This is a genomic window from uncultured Arcticibacterium sp. (genome assembly GCF_964021845.1).
In the GTDB taxonomy this organism is placed as follows: Bacteria; Bacteroidota; Bacteroidia; order Cytophagales; family Spirosomataceae; genus Arcticibacterium.
Genome location: NZ_CAXHZC010000005.1, coordinates 357,452 through 379,748 on the forward strand (window position 1 = coordinate 357,452; position 22,297 = coordinate 379,748).

At 37.7% G+C, this 22,297-nt stretch carries 16 protein-coding genes; 2 read left to right on the forward strand and 14 right to left on the reverse strand.

The annotated features are described in order from the left end of the window. Nucleotides 1-41 precede the first annotated feature (41 nt). Entirely contained in the window at nucleotides 42-1,946 is a 1,905-nt protein-coding gene (locus tag AADJ06_RS15975; RefSeq protein WP_341227483.1) for an ABC-F family ATP-binding cassette domain-containing protein, read from the forward strand. Here the strand turns inward: AADJ06_RS15975 and AADJ06_RS15980 are convergent. After that, entirely contained in the window at nucleotides 1,943-3,031 is a 1,089-nt protein-coding gene (locus AADJ06_RS15980) for a lamin tail domain-containing protein (protein ID WP_341227484.1), read from the reverse strand. The two genes, AADJ06_RS15975 and AADJ06_RS15980, sit on opposite strands and share 4 nt — an antisense overlap. Before the next feature lie 24 nt (nucleotides 3,032-3,055). On the opposite strand from AADJ06_RS15980, the gene AADJ06_RS15985 reads away from it, so the two are divergent. Continuing rightward, nucleotides 3,056-4,321, forward strand: coding sequence for a DUF5103 domain-containing protein (locus AADJ06_RS15985; protein WP_341227485.1), 1,266 nt, complete (start codon nucleotides 3,056-3,058; stop codon nucleotides 4,319-4,321). A gap of 3 nt (nucleotides 4,322-4,324) precedes the next feature. On the opposite strand, the gene AADJ06_RS15990 is transcribed toward AADJ06_RS15985, so the two are convergent. From AADJ06_RS15990 to ruvA, 13 genes are all read right to left on the reverse strand, one after another. Then, entirely contained in the window at nucleotides 4,325-6,712 is a 2,388-nt protein-coding gene (locus AADJ06_RS15990; protein WP_341227486.1) for an MMPL family transporter, read from the reverse strand. Between the two features lie 101 nt (nucleotides 6,713-6,813). Then, nucleotides 6,814-7,290, reverse strand: coding sequence for an SRPBCC family protein (locus AADJ06_RS15995; RefSeq protein WP_341227487.1), 477 nt, complete (start codon nucleotides 7,288-7,290; stop codon nucleotides 6,814-6,816). A gap of 13 nt (nucleotides 7,291-7,303) precedes the next feature. After that, nucleotides 7,304-7,828 carry an inosine/xanthosine triphosphatase gene (gene yjjX, locus AADJ06_RS16000; RefSeq protein WP_341227488.1) on the reverse strand — a complete coding sequence of 175 codons (525 nt, stop codon included), beginning with the start codon at nucleotides 7,826-7,828 and terminating at the stop codon, nucleotides 7,304-7,306. Then, on the reverse strand, nucleotides 7,825-8,517 hold the full coding sequence (locus tag AADJ06_RS16005) for a 2-C-methyl-D-erythritol 4-phosphate cytidylyltransferase (protein ID WP_341227489.1): 693 nt from the start codon (nucleotides 8,515-8,517) through the stop codon (nucleotides 7,825-7,827). Before AADJ06_RS16005 ends, yjjX begins: the two co-directional genes overlap by 4 nt. A gap of 62 nt (nucleotides 8,518-8,579) precedes the next feature. Continuing rightward, a complete protein-coding gene (gene queA, locus AADJ06_RS16010) occupies nucleotides 8,580-9,632 on the reverse strand; it encodes a tRNA preQ1(34) S-adenosylmethionine ribosyltransferase-isomerase QueA (RefSeq protein ID WP_341227519.1) in 1,053 nt (350 codons plus the stop codon). A 168-nt stretch (nucleotides 9,633-9,800) separates the two neighbouring features. Further along, on the reverse strand, nucleotides 9,801-10,583 hold the full coding sequence (locus AADJ06_RS16015; RefSeq protein ID WP_341227490.1) for a PhzF family phenazine biosynthesis protein: 783 nt from the start codon (nucleotides 10,581-10,583) through the stop codon (nucleotides 9,801-9,803). Beyond that, the gene (gene gldF / locus AADJ06_RS16020) at nucleotides 10,580-11,299 is read right to left on the reverse strand and encodes a gliding motility-associated ABC transporter permease subunit GldF (protein ID WP_341227491.1); all 720 of its coding nucleotides are present in this window, start codon (nucleotides 11,297-11,299) and stop codon (nucleotides 10,580-10,582) included. The genes AADJ06_RS16015 and gldF overlap by 4 nt, the downstream gene beginning before the upstream one ends. Nucleotides 11,300-11,302: 3 nt before the next feature. Next, nucleotides 11,303-11,815 carry a DUF4199 domain-containing protein gene (locus tag AADJ06_RS16025; protein ID WP_341227492.1) on the reverse strand — a complete coding sequence of 171 codons (513 nt, stop codon included), beginning with the start codon at nucleotides 11,813-11,815 and terminating at the stop codon, nucleotides 11,303-11,305. Between the two features lie 22 nt (nucleotides 11,816-11,837). Then, on the reverse strand, nucleotides 11,838-12,356 hold the full coding sequence (locus AADJ06_RS16030; RefSeq protein WP_341227493.1) for a DUF4199 domain-containing protein: 519 nt from the start codon (nucleotides 12,354-12,356) through the stop codon (nucleotides 11,838-11,840). An 11-nt stretch (nucleotides 12,357-12,367) separates the two neighbouring features. Then, on the reverse strand, nucleotides 12,368-13,639 hold the full coding sequence (locus AADJ06_RS16035; protein ID WP_341227494.1) for a dihydroorotase: 1,272 nt from the start codon (nucleotides 13,637-13,639) through the stop codon (nucleotides 12,368-12,370). Nucleotides 13,640-13,675: 36 nt separating this feature from the next. Beyond that, a complete protein-coding gene (gcvH, locus tag AADJ06_RS16040; RefSeq protein ID WP_341227495.1) occupies nucleotides 13,676-14,059 on the reverse strand; it encodes a glycine cleavage system protein GcvH in 384 nt (127 codons plus the stop codon). A gap of 126 nt (nucleotides 14,060-14,185) precedes the next feature. Further along, nucleotides 14,186-21,595, reverse strand: a complete 7,410-nt coding sequence (gene sprA, locus AADJ06_RS16045) for a cell surface protein SprA (RefSeq protein ID WP_341227496.1) — start codon at nucleotides 21,593-21,595, stop codon at nucleotides 14,186-14,188. Between the two features lie 88 nt (nucleotides 21,596-21,683). Next, nucleotides 21,684-22,277, reverse strand: a complete 594-nt coding sequence (gene ruvA, locus AADJ06_RS16050) for a Holliday junction branch migration protein RuvA (RefSeq protein ID WP_341227497.1) — start codon at nucleotides 22,275-22,277, stop codon at nucleotides 21,684-21,686. Nucleotides 22,278-22,297: the final 20 nt, after the last annotated feature.

Genomic DNA, 22,297 nt, shown 5'->3' on the forward strand with positions numbered 1-22,297 from the left:
TACCTACTTTTGCACCCTCATTTCAAAAAATATACTAGCGAATGTTAACCATTCACAATCTCTCTTTTTATTTCGGAGGACGTGCCATCTTTGAAGAAGCAAGTTTACAAGTTAAACCTAAGGATAAAATAGGTTTGATTGGGCTCAACGGAAAAGGTAAGTCTACATTATTAAAACTCATAGTGGGGGAGTACCAGCCTGACGGCGGCAGTATTTCAAAAGCTGGGGATGTTACTTTTGGTTTTTTGAATCAAGATTTATTGTCCTACGAATCTGAAGAGTCTATCTTACTGGTAGCTATGCAGGGTTTTGAAAGAGAGTTAGAGCTCCAAAGCAAGATTGACCAAGTACTTCATGAAATGGAGGTCAATTATTCTGACCAGCTAGTAGAGAAATTGGGCGACTTACAGGAAGAGTTTGATATTCTTGGTGGATATACCATTCATGCCAGAGCAGAAGCTATTTTAGAGGGCTTAGGTTTTAAAACAGCCGATTTAAATAAACCACTTAAGGAGTTTTCTGGAGGGTGGAGAATGCGTGTAATGTTAGCAAAGCTTTTATTACAAAAGCCTTCGGTACTTCTTTTAGATGAGCCTACCAACCACCTAGATTTACCTACTATTGAGTGGATTGAAAAGTATATATTAAATTATGAAAATGCGGTAATAGTGGTTTCGCATGATAGAGCATTTTTAGATAATGTCACCACCACTACAGTAGAGGTATCAAATGCTAAACTAGTTCATTATCCGGGTAATTATTCTTTCTTTTTAGAAGAGAAAGAGCTGAGAAATGAAATTCAGAAAGGTGCTTATGAAAACCAACAAGCTGAAATAAGACAAACAGAGCGTTTTATTGAGCGTTTTAAAGCAAAAGCCACCAAATCTAGACAAGTACAGTCTAGAGTGAAAGCTCTGGCAAGAATGGACGTGATAGACGAAGTGCTTAGCGATGACGCTAAAGTGCATTTTAGGTTCAAATTTGGTACACAGCCAGGAAGGCACGTCATGCGTTTAGACGATATTTCTAAAGCTTATGGCGATAAGGTTATTCTCAAAAATACTACAGCACATATAGAAAGAGGCGATAAGATTGCCTTGATAGGTGCCAATGGAAAAGGTAAGTCTACGCTTCTAAGAATTATAGCAGGTACAGAGAATCATGAAGGCAAGAGAATTCTTGGTCATAACGTTAATTTCTCTTTTTATGCACAGCATCAATTAGAGTCGCTTCATATTAACGAAAGCATGTTAGAGGAGCTTAAATACGCTGACCCATCAAAATCAGAAACGGAGTTAAGGTCGGTTTTAGGTTGTTTCTTGTTTACTGGAGAAGATGTTTTTAAGAAAATCAAAGTGCTTTCTGGTGGTGAGAAATCTAGGGTAGCTTTGGCAAAAGTATTAATATCTGAAGCCAACTTCCTTTTATTAGATGAGCCTACCAACCACCTTGACATGCAGTCGGTAAACATTTTGGTGCAGGCCTTAGGTCAATACGAAGGTACTTATGTGGTAGTTTCTCACGATAGGCACTTTGTTTCTCAAGTGGCCAATAAGATTTGGTACATTGACGAGAATGAAATAAAGGTATACCCAGGAACCTTAGCCGAGTATAATAGATGGATAGCAGAGAGAGAAGCTAATGGCATAGTTTCGGAGCCAACAGCTACAGAGATAAAATCTGAATTATCAAAGAAAAAGAGCTCTCACAGAGATAAGTCCAAAGACGATATAAAGAAAATAGAAAAAGAAGTGGAGGCTCTGGAAGAAAAAATTGAGAGCCTAGAAGAGCAAAAAAAGAAAATAGAGGCAAACCTTGCCACTGAAGAAGTCTTTAGTAATCCAGATAAATTGGCCCAAGAAAATAAGAAATATGATAAGGTAAAGTTTAACCTTAAACAGACCAATGAAAATTGGGAAGCAAAGATGCTAGAGTTGGAGGATTAATTAACCACCAACTTCTTAGTAATTTTCTCTCCTTTTGAACTTGTAAATTGTAGGAAGTACAACCCTTCTTCTAAGTCAGAAGAAGTGTGAAAGCTTTGTCCTAAGATATTTTTAATAGCTTTTAGCTCTAATGATTCACTCTTTTGAATATTCAAAGTCTCACCAGCGGCTAATGGATTAGGGTATATGCTTACATAACTCCCATTCACATCATAAAGTACCTGAATGATTTTGGAAAAGTCTGCTGTACCGTCAAAATCTGTTTGCTTTAAGCGATAGTAATTTGACCCTTCAAATGGTCTGGTGTCAACAAAGTCATAGTTGTTAAGGACTTCGGAGTTTCCTGCACCATCAATACGAGCAATAGTTTCAAAATTCACAGCATTTCTGCTTTTTTGAACTTCGAAGCCTTGGTTATTACTCTCTGTGGAGGTTTGCCAGTTTAGGTTGATTGCGTCAATTTTTAGCTTACCAGTGAAAGAAGTGTAATTAACAGCGAAAGAACCTGTTGAAAGGTTTGAATTTGAAGCAAAATCAGTTCCATTGACGTTAGAATCAGTTCCGCCTGATCTATAGACGACACTGTTGTTACTACCAGAAGGGGCTGCCGAGCCACCCTCAAACGCATTGGCCGTACCATAGCCAACAAAATCAATTAGTCCAGCGGATGGGCCCAAAGTTGGGTCACTTGTACCATCTAAAGAGGTTGTATTACTCATTAAAGCCAATTTCCCTGAAGAAGCAGCTATACCACCTGAGCTAAAAGACGTCGATGTTAAATCTGGTGTAGGCGTGGCAAAACCAGAAGTTCCTGTGGTGGGAATAGTTATAAAATAATAGTCTCCAGCGGCAATAGAAACATTAGGTAAGACCTGCTCAGCCCAAGATGTACCTGAGGACGAGGCGTACTGTAAGCTATGATTGTTTAGAGAGGCAGGAGCCCCACCAGAATTATACAAAACTACGAAGTCGTTATTGTAGGTAGCACCACTATTTCCGCCTCCACCATACAATTCAAAAATGAGGATTTGAGCATTTAAGTTGAATGCACAAAAAAGAAAAAACAGTATAAAGCACTTTTTCATAAATAAAGGGGTTTTACTAGCACTATGAACAAAATACTCAGTGTACTAATACTTAAAATTATTAGTTTTCAAGCATTCAGCCAAACTTACGAGCGTACAGACAATAAAGTTTACGATGCAGACATAAAAACTGTTCAGTTTTATGCCTTTGGGAATGGAGCCCAAATGCCCGGTTTAAGCTCAAGAGTTTTAAGTTTGAATAATAACGACAGAATGGTCTTAGAGTTTGATGATTTAAGTGGCTCTTACAGGCAATTTCACGTCAAAATTCAACATTGTAATTTAGATTGGACGGAATCAAGGCTGAGTGAATTGGAGTATTTGACCGAGTTTAACGATTTTATAATAAACGATTATCAGATTTCGCAAAACACCAAGATTCCATACTTTCATTATGGTTTTATTTTACCAGAACTTAAGATATCGGGAAATTACACGCTGTTATTGTATGAAGATTACCTCTCTGATGCTCCTTTAGCTAGTTTACAGTTTTCTGTGGTTAATCCTTTAGTTGGGATTTCTGGAAACATTCAAACTGCTCAAGACCCCGCTTTATGGCAATCGCATGAGCAGATTAACTTTGAGTTAAATTATGGAAACTATCAAGTGAGTAATCCAAGAAACGACTTTCAAATTTTCATAAGACAGAATTATAGAGGAGAAACTACCAGAACAAATTTCAAAGCAACTTCGGTTAATGCAGGCACACGAACTTTAGCGTATCGTTTTTTCAATAATGAAAACACTTTCCCCGCAGGAAATGAATTTCGATATGTGGACTTGCGAAGCAACTTTAATAAAGGCGGTAACATTGCCGAGATTCAGCAAGGCTATGAAGATAATATTTGGCTAGTTCCACAAAAAACTAGGTCAGAAAAAACTTACTTGGAGGCTGTTGACCTAAATGGAAGATTTGTTATTCAAACGCTTGATGGCGATGAGCCCTCAATTAATGCAGATTATATGCATGTTCATGCGGCTTTTCTGACAGATAAAATTAATAATAGCGATAAGATTTGCCTTTTAGGCGGCTTTAATCAATTTGACTGTGACAACGGAGGTGAGCTGTTTTTTAATCCTGAAATTGATGCTTATGAAACAACATTTTTGCTTAAACAAGGCATGTATGACTTTCAGTTTGCATTAGTGGATGCATCAGGTAAAAGTAATTTCGCGGTATTTGAAGGTGACTTTTCTAGTACTAGAAATAGTTACGAAATATTCGTTTACCATAAACCCCCAGGAGCCAAATCTGAATTACTGGTGGGTTATACAGTCATAGAAGAATAATGGCTACTTCTTAGCTATAGCTTCTTTCTTGTTTTGACGCTTATCCAAAGTCATTAAGAAGGAGGGTAACAGTACTAAATTTGATATCATGCCTATCAATAAGGTCATTGACACCAGTAATCCTAAGAAAACCGTGCCTTTGAAACCTGAGACCACATAGATGCCGAAACCAAAGAAAAGTATAATGGCCGTGTAGAACATACTTATTCCTGAGAGTTTTATAGTCTGGCTTACCGCTTCAGAAATGGTTTTTCCACTTTCAATTTCCTCTTTGTATTTGGTCAAAAAGTAGATAGTACCATCAGAGGCTATACCAAAAGCAATACTGAAAATCAATATAGTAGTAGGCTTTAATGGTATGCTAAAAAAGCCCATAATACCGGCTGTAATTATGAGGGGTATTATACTTGGAATGGTAGAGATTAAGATGGTTCTAACATTTAAAAATTGCGTAGCCATAACCAAACTAACCAGAATTATAGCTAAAATGGTACTGTCTCTCAGGTTGCGTAGGAGGTAGTCATTCCCTTTGGTAAATACTACGCCATTTCCTGTCAATTTAGCATCAATCTGCTCTTCTTCTGGAAGCCACTCTTCAAAGTCCTTGTCAAAATTAAAAATGGTATCAGTTTTGGCTTGCAAGTTCGCCACCATTTCTCCCATTCTTACGGTACCTACATCACCACTTTGATAGCTTATTCTGGTAAACCTTCGGGTACTATCCATGAAAGAACTCATCAGTTTTTCGTTTCCGTCTGCCATTCCTGCGTAGGCAGCTAATTTATTTAGCTCCAAGGCTCCTGGTAGTCTATAGTATTTTTCATCTCCGCCTCTATATCCTTGATAAACAAATTTAATAGCCTCTACCACCGAAATCGGTTTGGTTAGTTCTGGGTATTTAGCAAACTCACGCTGTACCAATCTTATCTTAGTCAATACTTCTGGGTCTAAGGCACCATTTTCTGTTTTGGTGTCTATACTAACCTCTATTGGTACTATGCCTTTGAAGTTTTCTTCAATAAACTTTAAGTCGGTAAAAACGGGGTCATTGGCAGGCAAATCATCAACAATATGACCTATGCTTTTGATTTTAGTCATTCCGAAAACCGAAAGAGCAATGAGAATACCAATAATCCAATAGAGTTTTGTTCGCCTGTGGTGAACCACAAAGTCAACCTTTTCTAAGATTTTGCTGATGTTTTTGTTCTCTAAATGTCTTACATGTTTGGCCTTTGGTTTAGGATTGTAAGAGAAAATAATTGGGATGAGCACCAGAGACAAAGCCCAAGTAGCCATAACCGCTATAGACGCTACCAAACCAAATTCTAACAGCAGCGGGCTACCAGTGAAATAGAATACAAAAAAGCCAATGAAAGTAGTCAAATTGGCAATGAAGGTGGTTTTACCAATCTTCTCAATGGATATCTTTAATGCCGCTATCTGGTTTTTACATTTCAGGTATTCTTCTTGATATTTATTGATTAAGAAGATAGAGTTCGGAATTCCAATCACCACTATGATGGAGGGGATAAGCCCTGTTAAAAGTGTGATTTTATAACCGAAAATCTGAATTAATCCAACAGACCAAAGCACCGAAATAGCAATGACCAGCAGTGCAAAGAATACAACACGGAAAGACCTGAAAAACAGGAAAAGGATAATGGCGGTAACTAAGAAAGCCAGAATCATGAACTTAGCCACTTCCAAACTCACTTTTGACATGAAATTAGTTCTGACAAATGGCATTCCGGAGAAATGTGGTTCTATACCAGTAGTTTCACCAAACTCCCTTGCAAGCTTTTCTACACCACCTGTGATTGACATGCGGCTTTTGGAGTTCATCTTCTCTTGGTCAAACGTCACGGCCATTAAGTGAGCAGTGCCATCTTCATTGAATAAGAAGCCTTTATAAAATGGGTATTTGTCAATCTTGGCTTTTATGGAGTCCACTTCCGCCTGAGAACTTGGCTTTTCGGGAGATATTTTAATGAAGTTAAACTTCTTTTCTACTTCATCTGGTCTTATCTCAAATAGGTTACAAATAGAGGCTACATTCTTAATCCCATCTATTTTTTTGAGGTCTTGACCTAAATCATACCATTGATTATAAGTCTGTAAATTGTAGATGTCGTCGGTTTTAATGGCTATCACCATCACGTTGCCATCTTCACCATATCTGTCCTTGAAGGTTTCGTAGCGTTGGTAGTGCTCGTCAGTTTGGGGAAGGATTTTGGGTAACTCATAAGAGAGCTGCAGCTGGGTGGTCATGAAGACCATAAAACCCGTAATGATACTAATGACCACTATCCAAGCAATCCTATTTTTTAGAATTAGGTCAGCTACTTTTTCCCAGAAATTTTGAAAGAAAGGAATTCTCTTTTTAGACGACATGCAAACACTCAGTGATTAGGTTTTTAAGGCGGCTGCAAAGGTACGAAAAAATGGGAGTTGGTTTAAATTATAGTTCTATATGCCTTAAAGCAAATGTATTTTCATTCAAGTACTAAGGTTTTCCACTTTTCAGATTCGGCAAATTCTTTCACAATTCTATTTCGTTTTGTTAGAAGTTCTGTGATATATTTTTTGAGAAATAATCTGTCGGCTAATTTTCCTAAGATTCCGAAAGGCGATTTATAATCAAAAATATCCATCATCAAAGTTTCGCCATTCGACTCCGTAAAGTGGTGTTCATGTTTAAATTCTTTAAATGCTCCGGTTAGCATTTCGTCTGCAAAATATTTTGGTCGGTCATATTCTGTTATTATTGAAGTCAGGTTTTGATAAACCCCAAAGTGTTTGGCTCTCCAAGTTACACTTTCACTCATTCCTATTAATCCACTCGTTTTTCCTGCTATTGCTTGTTCTTTTGTATGCTTAGTAGATATTTTATGTAAATCGATACTCCTGGAGAGGTCAAATACCACATTTCTGTCAGCTTTTATTCTTGTGTGAAGTTCAACTTTAGGCATATCAATTCTCTAATTAGTACAAATCCACCTTCTTAAACGGAATCAAGGCAAAAATAACGGCTGGCACATAAAAGGTTTCTCTGTCTATGAGGTTATCGGTTAAAATACCAGAACTACCCATTTTCTGCTTGCTGTTTTGGATTCCGTGAACTAGTTCATCGGCCTTGCCGAGTTCGTAGCCTTGCTTTACTAGTTCTATAGTTTTTTGAGGAAGAAAGAATCCCGCTGTTCTGCCTTTACCGAGTTTGTCTTTTGACAAGATTACTATCCAAGCCATAACTTCCATTTCTTCTCCATGGGCTATGTTACCGCCTTCTAGGCCTACCCAGTAATCTGCATCTGGCTGAAGTTTCCTGGCTGCCACGGCTCTATTATAAGCACCATCATACGTTTCTTGTGAGCCCATGGGTTGGTCAGGTACACCAGAAGGAACGGAAACGCCCTCAAAATTAATATTGACACCCGGGAAGTTTAATTCAAAGCCTTTTCGAGCGGCTGAAATTTTGACAGGATTTTTTGAGGCTACTATTACTTTCATTTGTTCATTAAAGCTTCTGCTACAGAAAGGTCGTCTGGCGTAGTGATTTTGATATTTTTATACTCACCTTCCATTAAATGTACGGTATGGCCTGCATGTTCAAACACAGATGCGTCGTCTGTAAAATGTGCTAATTCGCCTAAGTCGTAAGCTTCTTTGATAAGTTTTAAATTGAAGGTTTGTGGTGTTTGAATTAACTGAAGTTTACTTCGGTCTATGACTTTACTTTCACCGTTTTCATCTAATTGACGAACAGAGTCTTTGACCGCAACGGCTAAAATGGAAGAATTTACTTCTGCGGCTTGTTTAAAAGAGGCTTCTATTTTCTCAACAGAAATGAGCGGTCGCACACCATCATGAATGGCGACCAAGCCTCTTGTTTCATTGATGGCGTTTAAGCCATTATTGACAGATTGAAACCTCGTGGCTCCACCTGCTACACTTTTGATTTGACCTGCGGCCACGGCGTTTTTTAGTAATTCATTACTTTCAATTATCTCCTCCCAAAAAAACATATCACTCTTAGGCAGCACTACAATAATTCTATTATCAGGAATTTCTAGAAATTTCTCAATGGTGTGAGATAAGATAGGTTTGTCAAATAGAGGGAGAAATTGTTTGGCAATAACACTCTTCATTCTGCTTCCAGAACCGCCCGCTACAATAACCGAAAATATAGATTTGCTCATTTTATCAAAAAAAATAGCCTGCTCGTAAAAAGCAGGCTATCAAATATAAAAAGAAAATCTTCTTAAATAATCAACATCACGTCGCCGTAAGTAAAGAATTTGTATTCTTCTTTGATGGCTTCTGCGTAAGCCTTCATGATTAAATCATAGCCACCAAATGCACATGCCGACATAAGAACGATAGACTGTGGCAAATGGAAGTTAGTTAAACATGCATTACCTATTTTAAAATCAAACGGTGGGAAGATGAATTTATCTGTCCAGCCATTATCAATAGGGTTTAGTCTGTCTTTAGCAGAAACAGATGACTCTAAACTTTTTAAGGCGGTACTTCCAACGGCACAAATTCGCTTATTGTTATCTAAAGCATTGTTTACTATATCGCAGGTTTTTTGCGGAATAGCGAAGTTTTCAGAGTCTGTTTTGTGTTTAGTTAAATCTTCTACGTCTACACCTCTAAAAGTTCCAATTCCAATGTGCAATGTAATAGGAGAGAAGGTAACACCTTCAATTTCCATTCTACGCATTACGTTTTTAGTAAAGTGCATTCCGGCAGTAGGGGCAGATATTGCTCCTTCTTCTTCTGCAAAGATGGTTTGGAAACGCTCTCTATCTAACTCTGTAACATCTCTGTCAATAACTTCTTTAGGGATTGGGGTTTCGCCCAGTTCATGAATGGTTTGCATCATTTCATCATGATCGCCATCAAATAGGAAACGAATAGTACGACCTCTCGAAGTGGTGTTGTCAATAACCTCAGCTACTAAATCACTTTCACCAAAGTATAGTTTATTACCAACTCTTATTTTTCTGGCAGGGTCTACCAAAACATCCCAAAGTCTCATTTCTCTGTTAAGCTCACGAAGAAGGAAAACTTCAATCTTGGCACCAGTTTTTTCTTTAGAACCGTATAGTCTTGCTGGGAAAACCTTGGTATTATTAGTTACCATGACATCTCCTTCGCCAAAATAGTCAACAATGTCCTTAAACATTTTATGCTCTATTTTACCACTGTCCTTATGAACTACCATCATTTTTGCTCCATCTCGCTCTTCGCCAGGATGCATCGCAATAAGGTTTTGAGGAAGATCAAATTTGAATTGCGAAAGTTTCATTCGCGTTACATTGGACATTGTCATTCTTATATATTAAGTTTAATCTGGATTGCCAGAGGTACTACTGTTTTAATAATCAGCGTGCAAAGGTACGATATCGGGATAGCCGTTGTCAAGGAAAAGGCTATATTTAATCGAATATTGAAGAAAAAAGTTTGAAAAAGTGGATTAGATTTTTATTTTGCCCTGAAGGTAAGATACAGCCTTCCCAGCTATCAGAACTCTATCATCTAAAAGTTGGCAGTGTAGCTCTCCCTTTCTTTTTGAAATTTGCTCAGCATATAAACTGTTCTTATTAAGTTTTTTAGCCCAAAAAGGTATTAAGGAAGTATGTGCAGAACCCGTAACGGGGTCTTCGTCTATACCCGCCGCTGGTGCAAAAAACCTGCTTACAAAGTCGGCTTTTGTTCCTTTTGCGGTACAAATAATACCCCTGGACTTTATCTTTTTCAAAACGGCAAAATTAGGGTCTAAGTCCTTTATTTCCTCTTCTGAATCAAATACGAGGAAGAAATCTTCCCCAGCTTTGAGTGTTTCTGAGGGTTTAATATTAAAACCTTCTAAAAAAACTTGTGGAATGTCAGAGTCAATTACTGGAGTAGATGGAAAGTTCATCTCTAAAAAGCCATGCTTCTTTTTTACTATTAGCTCTCCACTTTTTGACATGAATTTAATTTGGTCTTCTTGAAAACCAAGATGCTCATAAATAACATGGGCTGTTGCTAAGGTAGCATGCCCACATAATGCCACTTCCACCGCAGGAGTAAACCATCTGATATGGAAATATTCCCCTTCTTTGACAAAATAGGCAGTTTCAGAAAGATTATTTTCTTGGGCTATCTGCTGCATAATATCATCAGATAGCCAAAACTCAAGGGGGATAATGGCCGCAGGATTTCCGCCAAATAGATTAGAAGTAAAAGCGTCTACTTGATAGATATCTAGTGTCATTTTCTTCTTAGTTTGAATGTGGTAAGATATATCATTAAAGCACCTAAAGAGCAAAGGTATATTACGTTTCTAGAGTCAATAAGGCCTCTGCCTAATGATGAATAATGAAACTGTAAGCTTATGAAGTCTACAAGGTATTGTGCCGTTCCTTTTAGCAATTGCGATAATTGATGAATACCATCATAGAAAAAGTAGCAAATGAAGGCTCCTATGATAAAAGCAATTACTTGGTTCTCTGTAAATGAGGAAATAGCTAGGCCAATAGCTGTAAAAACGCCGGCTAAGAGTATCAAACCAAAATATGAGCCCATCACAGCTCCTGTATCAATATTGCCCTGTGGGCTCCCCAAATTAGATATAGAAAAATAGTAAACCAGTGTAGGAAGAATAGCGAGAATGATTAAAACCCATGCCGCTAAAAATTTACCTAGCACTATAGCTAACCTACTTAGTGGCTTGGTCATTAAGAACTCTATGGTGCCAGTTTTGTACTCTTCTGAAAAAGTACGCATGGTAATGGCCGGTACTAAAATGGCCAAGATAAATGGGGTCAAACTAAAGAATGAACCCATTTCGGCGTAGCCATAGTCTAGTATGTTAGAATCTGGAAAAACCCAGAGAATGAGTCCTGTGAAAATTAAAAAAAGCACAATGACTATATACGCGATGAGCGAATTTAAATAGCCATTGAGCTCCTTTCTGAATATTGAAATCATAAATTAAAAAACGGGTTTGTTTTTTTTCATGATGGCTGCCACCACTAGCGAAATTAAGAACGCAAAAAAGATAGAGCCTAATACGCCCATGATAAACATCATGCCGCCGCCACTAAACTTTTCAGTCATTTGCAAAGCTTGGTCTATTTGCTCTTCACCAAGGCCTGATTCTTCCATTTTTTCTATTTGGAAGTCTTTAACTTGTTCTAAAAACGTACTATCTATTACAGTGGTATAAAGCATGCCCCATAAAGAGCTAATTAAGGCTGATATGGCTCCTATAAGCATACCTACACTTAATCCTTCACCATAAGTCATAAATTCACCATTTGCTTCTCTGTATTCTTTCATGCCCAAAACCAGAAAGATTACTAATGGGATTACTGAGAGGAGAGAAGCACCAGTGCTTTTCCACATTCCCGTGACATTGATAATAGTACTTAAAATGATGGTAGCTAGAGCACAAATTACGCCCCATTTAAGGGCAATTCTAGCAGAAGAAGGTTTTTGTTCCATGTCTGAAAAAGTTTTAAAGGGTTTAAGAAATGGCGTCTCTTTGTTTTCTTAGTGCCATAGATATAAGCATGATAGCTACTATGGAAAACTGTTTGAACATCAAGTCGTCTAGAATAACTTGATAAGGCTTAGCTTTATCAAAGGCTTCTAATTGCAATTTATAACTTTCTTCGTTTAAAAATTTACTTAGCTCTTCTTTACGACCAATTAAAAATTCTTTACCTCCAGAAATCCAGCTTTCAAAAGGTGTAGGGTCTATCCATTTTATAAAACAATAAATGGCTAAGCCAGTAACTAGGGCTGCTATCAAATTGGTCAAAAAACCTATGGTAAAACCTTCATAGAAGTGTATGAAGCCGCCATTTCTACTTTTGTAAAACCAAATGGCTAAAAAAATGATTAGGACATTAATTACAATATCAGGTCTTCTGTTTTGAAGAGGGTTAACTTCTCCTGCATAAAGCATTAAGAAGAATAAGAAACAGAGAATTCCGGCAGCAAGGCCAAAAATGAGGCTGAATAAGTATACTTTTTTATTCAAGTGCGTTGGTTTTAAAAGATTTCAGAGAAGCCTTTATGGAAGGTAGCGTATATTTTACCTTTTAATTCTTTCCCTATAAAAGGCGAATTCTTCGATTTTGAAATGATGTCTTTCAGTTCAAAGTTTATTTTTTCATCAGGATTAAAAACGGTCAAATTAGCTAATTCTCCTTCTGCTATTTTGGGTTGCGTTTTATTCAATAGCTTCCTTGGGTTTTCTGTGAAAGAGGCTATAATGGTTTCTAACTCTTGGTCGCCGTGGGTAAGGGCCGCAGCAAAAGCAGTCTGCAAACCTATAACACCAAAACTGGCAAGGTCAAACTCCATATTTTTATGCTCTTCGTCTAGCGGATGGTGGTCAGAAACTATGGCGTCAATGGTGCCGTCTGCCAGTCCTTTCTGAAGTGCTTTGATGTCTTTCTTTGACCTGAAAGGAGGATTTACCTTTAAGTTAGTATCAAAGCCTGCCAAATCTTCATCCGTAAAAGCCAACTGATGTGCGGCTATATCACAGCTTACAGCTAAGCCTTTTTGCTTGGCTACTCTTATGAGCTTTACCGCTGCTGCCGTAGAGATACAAGAAAAGTGTAGCAATGAATTATCATGCTCTAAATCGGCGTATTCCAAGAGTTTTAAATCTCTCATTACCATAAGTTCTTCTGCCTCAGAAGGAATTCCTTTAGTACCCATCATGGTACTGGTAATGCCTTCATGCATTTGGCCAAAAGCCGCTAAGGTAGGTTCCTCGGCTCTGTTAATTAATAGAGCTTTTTTTGGATATAGGTATTGCAGCGTTTTGTAAAGAATATCCGAATTCCAGAGTGGTTTGGAGCCATCAGTAAATGCTGTTACGCCTGCGGCTAATAAATCCCACATTTCTGTAAAATCTTCTCCCGCGGTATCTTTTGTTACAGCAGCTGTAGGGAGTAAAGAGGTTAAGCTTCTTTCTGAAAAATGCTGAAAGTACTTTACAGACTCCTTGCTTTGAATGATAGGAGTGGTATTTGGCATAATGGCCACTTCTGTAAATCCACCTTTGGCAGCTGCCGCCGAAAGGCTCTCCAAACTTTCCATTGACTCAAAGCCTGGCTCCATACTGAAAGCTCGCATATCCATAAAACCAACAGAAACATGTAAGCCCTTGGCGTCAATGGTTTTACTGACAGTTGTACTGATATTGCCAATTTCTTTAATGACACCTTTGTCAATAAGAATATCAACTACCTTTAAATGGTAAGCAGAATTTGGAGCTATTACTTTGGCTTTCTTTATTAAAACCTTCATACTAATCAAAAAAAAAGCCCTTAAGGGCTAAATGATTTATTGACCAATTAAATTTTTATATGTTTCGCTGTCCAGTAAACTGTCCAAATCAGAAACATCTTTTAATTCCATTTTGATAATCCAACCTTCTTCATAAGGGTCTTCATTTATCTTTTCTGGCTCGTCTTCTAGCAGTTCATTAAACTCAATGATTTTACCATCAACAGGAAGAAATAAGTCAGAAACTGTTTTTACAGCTTCAATAGTTCCGAACACTTCTTCAGCAGCTAGTTCTTCATCAACAGTTTCTACTTCTACAAAAACTATATCGCCAAGTTCTCCTTGAGCAAATTCAGTGATACCGATTTTTGCGATGTTGCCTTCTTCCAGCTTAATCCATTCGTGGTCTTTCGTGTATTTCAGTTCCGATGGGAATTCCATATAATTCTGTTGATATAAATAATGTGCCGCAATTTACGTCAATTCCTGTTTTGAGCAAAGCGGTTTTTATTTTAATCTCTGAAGCTCTAAAAGCTTTTAAAGGTCAGAACTTAGGCTAAAGCTTTATCAATCCGCTAGGTTAAACTTCATGTTTAATCCACCTACTGTTCTTCTGGTTTCGTAAGAAAGGGAAGTGAAAGGTTTGTTCACAAATCGTTCGAAATAGAAGCCCATGCTGAGTTTCTTATTGAACTGATACTGCACCTGTGGTTTTATCTGCAAATTATAATTTCCTTGGATAGGTACAGCATCGCCATCTAATCTTCTTTGAAGAGCAGTTACGTCTCTTATAGTAACATCAAAACGGAAGTTCAGGTCATTAGTAAGAATGATATTGTTACCGTCACGCCCTCTAAAAGGTAATTTGACATTGTTTTTCTTAAAGCCAATCCCAAAGACTACATCGTTAGAATTATATTCGGCTACCTGTGAATTAGCTAGGTTTAATGCTGCTCTTCTTTCTCTGTTAAAATCTATACGCCCACTGATGTTTGCTTTAGTAGTAAACTGTACACCTATTAATGGAGAAAAACGCTCTTCCATGGTAATGCTACTCATGATAAATACGGGAGAGAAGTATTGATATAGTGACAACTGAGAACCGAGTGAATAGCCGTTATTATCTAAACCAATCATATCATAATCGCTATAAAGGAGCGAGCTGGTAAAGTTTCCTACGCTGTATGTAGAAGAGTAACTGTGACTTAATGTGATATTCTCAAATAACTTATTGAATAAAGGGAGTTTCTCTAATCCATTATAGTCTACTCGCCAGTTTGGCAGAGGAAATTGTAAGAATGGATTGAATGTTGATTGTCCTTTTTTAGTAACCTTATCAAAAAGCTTGTCAACATCTTTACCACTATATGCTGCAAAGAATGCTGGAATAAGAACGTCTTGTGAGTTTGGGTCATAAGTACCTCCTTCTCCTGAGGTATTGAGATCTTGAAGTTTTGTGATTACCTCAGATCTGTAAGCTTTCATTTTGTCAAAGATATCGTACTGGTAATTGTCACTAGGATCTTTACTCATTTTAGTAAAGCCAGTCTTGAAAGACCAGAAAGACATACTGAAAGTACCGTTTCTGAAAGGGTTTAAAGCTTGGAAATCTCCACCGCTTTCTGTTGGGCGATAAATCTCTTGGTAAGAATCGCCTTTGCTATAATTACCTCTTATCTGCATTCTAAAACCTTTGAAAGGTTCTAGGTTCGTGCTAAAGTCAAACTTCTTTTGACGAGTTTGAGTGAAAGGGTCGTTTCTTATGGCACTGCGTGAAAGCCAATCTTCCGCACCTGCGGTTCTATGAATATCTCTTTTTTGACTTCCTAAAAGGGCAAAGGGTAATCCAGGGACTGCACCGTCTTTAGAAAGACCCATGAAGTTAACTTCTGGCAAGAATCCTGGTAAAATAGTAGTCTCTACTATGGAGTAATTAAAGTTTATACCACGCACCGTCATTAAGAGGCGAGTAAATGTTTTTAAGAAATCAGAGGTTGGTAAGATGATTTCTTCATCATCTCCGGGTGCTCTTGTAAAACGCTCTTTGGGCTGGTTGGGTGAGTTAGCAAACTTCAAATACTTTAATTTGTTGTAAAGCTTTACCAAATCAATTCTACCCTGAATGGCTAACTCACGTCCATTTTCAATGAAATTGCCATACGTGTCACCATTAAAATCTGATAAGCTTTCATTGTTAGCATAATCAAATGAGTTGGCTCTGTATTGATAGTCTGTGTTAAACCTACTGTTGGCGTTTATCCAGTCTAGGAAAAAGAATTTGTCTAATGGTAGTTTATAAGTTAACTGAAGTCCTTGGGTATAGTTTTTGGCTCTGCCCGACGAGAATATACCTTGCCAAATACTTTCCTGTGCTTCGCCATACTCCTCGTCTATAATTGAATTCATTCTAGCATTATAAGTCATGGAGATAGACTTGGTCAAATCCCATTGCAGGTCATAATACCTATTGGTTAAGAAATACTTGATATAGTTCGGTTCAATACTTGGCAGTACTTCTCCTGGGCTTTCAGTTTGTTCTGCACTTCTGTAGGCGGTTTTTGTGAAACTTCTATTGAAGTCGGTTCGAAATGCAATGAGGTTCGGGATAGGGGAGAAGTTCAAAGCTTTAATCCAAGCATACTTAGGTTTGTCAAGGCTTTCCTTGTCTTTAAAAGGTTCCCAAAGGGTGGTTTTAGGTTGAAACTGGTAGGATAAAGCCCCTGACTTTTGCTCTGCTAAATATTCGTCAATTAGGATATTGCTCCTACTAATACTGCTTTGGGCATAGGATACCGAGAAATTCTCAATGTCGTAAATGTGACTTTTAGCGTTAGGGTTAGTTTTGATTTTTCTAACGTTAGCTAGGTTGAAACCTTTGTTTACATTTCGGTCAATTACCAAGTCTTTGTACCTACGTTTTTCAGCATCTGTATCAAATTGAGCTAAGGCGTTTTCTAATACAATGTCTGGGTCTAATGGGTCAAAATGTGGTACCACTTCTTGAATATCATAATTCATGAAAAGTGGAATGCTTAAGCCCCAGCTTTGCGGGAAAAACTTATCAAGTTCTAAAGATGAAGCAATTCCAAAACCTTGAGATGTTTCTTGCGAGCGGCTAGAGATTCTATCTTGTACACCACCAAAACCAAACGTATTGATGTTTCCACTTACAGAGATAGTTCCTAAGTCGGCTAGTTTTATATCTGCAGCTAACACCGCTGCTTCTCCTTTTGTATCATCAAAACCGTTAGCTCTTAACTCATTCATCCAAACGGTGAACTTTGCTGTTGGTTCTATTTTAGAAGCATTTTCAGGGTTACTAACCCCCAGCATAGTAACTAAAATGTTACTTAAATCAGGATTACCCACTACCGTAATTTTGTAAGTTCTAGGGATAATGGCTCCTGCATCTGTTGGTAAGCTATTTACAGTTACATACTCAGAGTATGGTTTGTCTAAAGCTATTTCAGGGTCTGAGCCAAGTTTAGAATTTCGCCTTACTTTTAAGTCTCTAAATTCATCAATAGGAATATCAAACTCGTTTTCTTCAGGCCAAACATCTTCTGGAATAATGGCTCCAATAGGCGTTGCTTTTAAATTCTCAATTTCTACTTCGTAGTAATTAGTTTTGCTATCCGTACCCAAACGCATGAAAGCACCAGCGTAATTATCTTGGTTTTGCTCGTTTTCTGCATGTACAAACATCTGAACTCGCTTGTACATGTTAAGATCTAAATCGGTGTTTTTAAAGATGGCTCTTTTGTCGCCTTGCTCTAAGGCTTCCACAGCCAAACTTACAGACTGCTCATTAAACTGGCGGAAACTTTGCTGAGAGAAATCTCTATCTCTTTGGAACCCAGGAGGAACCACATATGGTGTTTGGCCATCTTTAATATTACAGTCTCCATCTTCTGTACAGCCATTTTCTTCAATAGAAACTGTACTCACTTTAAACCCTGTAGTGTTACTGTTTGGCTCAGGAATATTTACAAAAGAGTTGTTATTTAAATCTTCAGTGTAAGCACGGTAAGAGTTAGAAACTAGCTGCAATGCTGCAAAACGCAAGACAACTGGCTCTTTCCATTCAGACATCACCATTCGCATAAACCTTACAGATTTAAAGCCCGTAATGCCACCCACAGCTTGAGCCTTGGTAGAATCTGACCTAAGTGGAACTCTAAACAAATACCAATCAGCTTTGCCGGAAGAAACTTTGTCAATGATGTAACCATTTCCTACAGATAAACCATCTTCAGCAAGTGGGATATCATAGTTCCAATAGCTTTCTACGTCACTAATAGTGTTGTCTTGGTTAAGGTCTTCTTTATCTGCTACAGCAGAAGAGGCCGGCGTAACCACGTCTGTTTGGTTAATGGCAGGAGAGTTATTCTCCATACCTAGGTAATTTTTATAACGCTCTACTATAAATTGGTCGGTACCGTAAGCATTGTCCAAGAAAAATTTAAAATCATCGCCAGATGGATCATTTATTATTTCATCTAAAGCCTCTTGGTTTGTAACGGTTGTTTTTACCTTGTCAAGGTACTCTTTGATATGCTCAAAGTTTCTTTCTTCTTCATTACTCAGTCCATCAAGGCCAACATCTTGTTTTCTTAGGCTGTTTTCTTCAGAAGTAGAATTATCAAAGGCATCTGTTAAAAACTGGATGGTAGGAGCTTTTCCCCAATTGGTAATATCTGGTTGGGAAGCAGTTTCAGCGAATGTCGGAATTCCATTTTCAAAATTGAAACGGCTATCAGGAATAACATCTTCAGAAATATCACCCAATTGTATACTTAAAACACCACCAGTTTGATTAGTTGTTCCTAAAGCAGTTCTACCGTCCTTTACTTCGTCTTGGAAGGGATTTAAAAGCCAAAATTCTAAATACTCTACATTAGAATTATCAAAATCGGCATCAAAAGTAATACCACGAGAAATGGCTCCAAAATTCTCTTCAGGTTTTTGAAGTAGTCCATCAGGAGTTAAGTTTGGATTGTAATTATACATTCCTCTTTCTTCTGGAAAGTAGGATACATCTAAAATAGCTGTGGGTAGATTCTGACCTAAAACGGCTCTAGAGCGACCCGGGAAAATATCTTGTATTTGATAAGACTTTTCATATAAATTGTCTTGAGCCTCGTTTGTGATTTCTTCGGGAACTAAGCCATTTCCACCTCCAAATCCGGAGGTTATAAAAGTGGACTGGTCAATAGTATAAACCGACATCTTTGCTCGCTTATAATTATAACCATAAGTTGGTACAGTAAGGTCTTTAAACTTATCTGGTGTAGAGCCTAGTCTCCACTTTCTAGGCTGTCTGGTTAAATCATTAATGTTTCTGGCGGCCTCAAAATCATCAATCATAGCATTGCCATTGATTTTCTTATTGTTAACGCCTGGAATTAGCTGAGCAAATTCCGCACTAAGAATTATAGAAGAAGGTTCTTTTGTCTGTATTAAAGGCAGCTTGTCAAGCAATCTTGTGAAACCGTTTCCTTCTCTTTTGAAATTGACATCAAAACCCCAAAGTGTATTATTAACTGGTTCGTTGCCTATGGCTGTTCTTGTTAAGAAACCTGGTGTGTTTTCTTTTAAGTCCATCATGGTAGCACCTAGTCTTAGTGACTTATTGACGGAATAGTCAAGTCTTAAACCAAACAATCTTCTAATTTGAGCTTGAAACAAATCGGGACGTTCGTAGTCTATTCTGATAGATCTACCTGAAGCTAAAATACTTGGATTTACTATTCTGATTCTCCCAATTTGAGAATCTACCATATAATCTGTTCCTTGTTGTAATTCTGTACCACCTGAGTAAACTCTTACAGAGGCTCCTGAAGCTCCAAGTGGAAGAGGGATTTCAGAGCTTTTACTTTGAACAGAACCCGCTATGTAAAACTTGTTTTTAGTATTTACCTGCTGAGCATCAGATATCGTTTTGTTATATAATTCTTCAAAAACGTATTTCTGTTTTAAAGTTGCTTCGGTTACGTCGTTAAATTGACTGCCTAAATAAGAGCCAAATGGCTCTAAAACGGGGAAGAAGATGGTTCCGCGGTTTTCATTAATGGTAATACCTTCTACGTAATCAAAGTTTCCGTCTATTTGCTGGTCATTGTTATAGTTCAGTCGGTCTAGTCCAAAAACGGCAATAAGTGGTTTATCTTTTAGGTTTACACCTTCTTGGAGGTTAGGAACGTCCATTCCTGTGGCGTCATCTTTATAAATTATTCTTAGCTGAAAACCCTCCCGGTCAATTTGACCTTGTGAAAGGGAATAGACGTTTTTCATCATCAAATCCCACATTGGATGGTCAAGCTTATTTCTTATCGTAGAAGATTTCAGCAACTTCATCATAATGACGTCATCTTCTTTTCGAATAGAATAATCTTCCGTTAGTTCACCTACTTGAAACCTTTCTCCGTTAATAGTATATTCATAAGAAACAGCTAAGATTTCATCGTTTCTTAATGGAGTTAAAAGAGAAACATAACCAAGCTGTTGGTTAAAATCAAACTCTCTATCTGTAAGTCTTTTGGCTCCTCTAAGTATTTCAAAATCTTCACCTTTTTTAAGCCCTCTTGACTCTAAGGCGGTGTTTGTATTGTCAATTTGACGAAAGTCTTCGTTTTCATTGACTAATAATTGGTTTAAAGAATTGGCGTCATTTGATGCCGGACTACCCTCACCGTTAGAAACGGTTGCCACCTTGTTATATGGTTTTGGCTCACCTAAGTCTGTAAGCCCCACTAAGTTTCTGTTACTGTTAACGGAGTTGGTCCTGTTAGTTACATAAACTTCTACTCTGGTTATTAAAACGCCCGAAGTAACCATCGGTAGAGATTTTAAACTAGCTTCATACCTGTCTCTAAAGAAATGCGATAAGAAAAAGTGACGATTTTCATCATATTCATCAGAGCGAATTTCAAAAGGTCTATTTTGAGCACCGCCATTGATTAAGATAGACTCTGTACGAGAACGCTGCTGTGCTACTACGGTAGACACGTTTAGTTTACCAAACCTTAACCCTGCTTTTACACCAAAGAGGTTTTCAACACCAGGAATTAATTGGCTATTGACAGGGAAGCTCACATTACCAGCTTCAAGCGACTGAAGAATATCTTCAGGGTCAGATTTGAAATTCAGTTTAAACTGATTCTCAAAATTAAAGGCAGACTTGGTATCAAAATTTCCTAAGATACCCATTTTTTCGCGGTACGGGTTTCTGTTTTCAAGGGCATTTGCACCTTGGGTAAGTTTTTTTAATTCGCTTAAGCCACCGCCTTGGTTATTTCCACCAAAACCACCTTGTCCTCCCTGAAGGTCGTTTTCTCCTTCGTTGGCATTATTATTAAAGTTGATAGAAATTTGCTGGTCAAAGTCGAAAATTGGTCTTTTACGTAAGAAAAGAGGTGTCTCTGGATTATTTAAAAATTGGCTTCCTGCTCTTAAATCAATGGAAATAAAACCATTAGGTTTAAACTCTGGTACTTTTCCTCCAAATAGCTTATCAACCAATGGAGATTTTTTTAAGAGAGGAGATAGGCCACGTCCGCTGGTATTGCTATTTCCATCTTGAAGTCTTTCATAGTCACGTAAAATACTTTTTCTTACCATGGCATTTTGAATACTAGAGTATTCATTAAAACTCATGGAAGTGGGTATTTTGGAGGTTATATCTTCTCCTATTTTTTCGTCAACATTTATTTTGTCACTCTCAGGCTCATAAATGACCGAAGTTTGAAGAGCTTTAGGATAAAGATTTAATAGGGGTGACTTAGGAAGGTCAAAGTTAAATCTGTCCAGATAACTGTCTTTCCACCTAAAAGCAGGTTTAGTTCCCGTTTTGTAAATACTGGAGTCTGCGGCAGCAGGGCTTCGGTTTATCTGCTGAGAAAAAGCAGAGTTTCCTAAAGCTAGTATTACTAGCGGTATAACAATAAATTTAATTAAAGAAGTATAGTTTTTGAGCATACAGAAATGGTCAGCCTGCTATGTTTTGTGTTTAAACGACTAAAATCCTGCCATTATTCTTTTCAAATGGGAGTTTTGCCTTGCTTTTTTATCTAAGGGCAAGTTTTATCAATTCTTCAAGCGAAACATCGCCTCCGGTTCTACGTAAAATAGTGTCAATATTTTTCTCTGCGGCACTTTTTGGGATCCCCAATGTAACCAGTGCCGATAAAGCTTCTCCTCTTAAGGTTAAATTTTGAGAAGCAAAGACTGTTGGGTTAACACCTGTGGCAACCAGCTCTTTTTTCAATTTGTCTTTTAATTCTATAATGGCTCTTTGGGCGGTTTTAGCACCAATCCCCTTCACACCTTGAATAGTTTTAACATCTTCAGAGACTATAGCCTGTACTATTTCTTCGGATGATAAAGAGGATAACATAACAATGGCTATACTAGGTCCTATACCAGAAACCGAAATTAAATGTTCGAAAAGCTCTTTTTCTGCATGTTTAGAAAAACCAAAAAGCGTTTGAGAGTCTTCTCTTACTATTAAAAGGGTATGAAGTTTTACTAATTCATCCGTTTCCTTTAAAGACGAATAAGTCTGTAAAGAGATTTTAACAAAATAACCAACACCTCCAACATCAATTAAAACATGTGTGGGGTCTTTGTGTGCCAAGCGACCGTTAAGAAAAGCAATCATTTAAAGCGGTTAATATATGA

Bases quoted from the DNA above. Each gene is read 5' to 3' on its own strand.
- AADJ06_RS15975 (WP_341227483.1), top strand. From the start codon at position 42: ATGTTAACCATTCACAATCTCTCTTTTTATTTCGGAGGACGTGCCATC.
- AADJ06_RS15980 (WP_341227484.1), bottom strand. From the start codon at position 3,031: ATGAAAAAGTGCTTTATACTGTTTTTTCTTTTTTGTGCATTCAACTTA.
- AADJ06_RS15985 (WP_341227485.1), top strand. From the start codon at position 3,056: ATGAACAAAATACTCAGTGTACTAATACTTAAAATTATTAGTTTTCAA.
- AADJ06_RS15990 (WP_341227486.1), bottom strand. From the start codon at position 6,712: ATGTCGTCTAAAAAGAGAATTCCTTTCTTTCAAAATTTCTGGGAAAAA.
- AADJ06_RS15995 (WP_341227487.1), bottom strand. From the start codon at position 7,290: ATGCCTAAAGTTGAACTTCACACAAGAATAAAAGCTGACAGAAATGTG.
- yjjX (WP_341227488.1), bottom strand. From the start codon at position 7,828: ATGAAAGTAATAGTAGCCTCAAAAAATCCTGTCAAAATTTCAGCCGCT.
- AADJ06_RS16005 (WP_341227489.1), bottom strand. From the start codon at position 8,517: ATGAGCAAATCTATATTTTCGGTTATTGTAGCGGGCGGTTCTGGAAGC.
- queA (WP_341227519.1), bottom strand. From the start codon at position 9,632: ATGAAACTTTCGCAATTCAAATTTGATCTTCCTCAAAACCTTATTGCG.
- AADJ06_RS16015 (WP_341227490.1), bottom strand. From the start codon at position 10,583: ATGACACTAGATATCTATCAAGTAGACGCTTTTACTTCTAATCTATTT.
- gldF (WP_341227491.1), bottom strand. From the start codon at position 11,299: ATGATTTCAATATTCAGAAAGGAGCTCAATGGCTATTTAAATTCGCTC.
- AADJ06_RS16025 (WP_341227492.1), bottom strand. From the start codon at position 11,815: ATGGAACAAAAACCTTCTTCTGCTAGAATTGCCCTTAAATGGGGCGTA.
- AADJ06_RS16035 (WP_341227494.1), bottom strand. From the start codon at position 13,639: ATGAAGGTTTTAATAAAGAAAGCCAAAGTAATAGCTCCAAATTCTGCT.
- gcvH (WP_341227495.1), bottom strand. From the start codon at position 14,059: ATGGAATTCCCATCGGAACTGAAATACACGAAAGACCACGAATGGATT.
- sprA (WP_341227496.1), bottom strand. From the start codon at position 21,595: ATGCTCAAAAACTATACTTCTTTAATTAAATTTATTGTTATACCGCTA.
- ruvA (WP_341227497.1), bottom strand. From the start codon at position 22,277: ATGATTGCTTTTCTTAACGGTCGCTTGGCACACAAAGACCCCACACAT.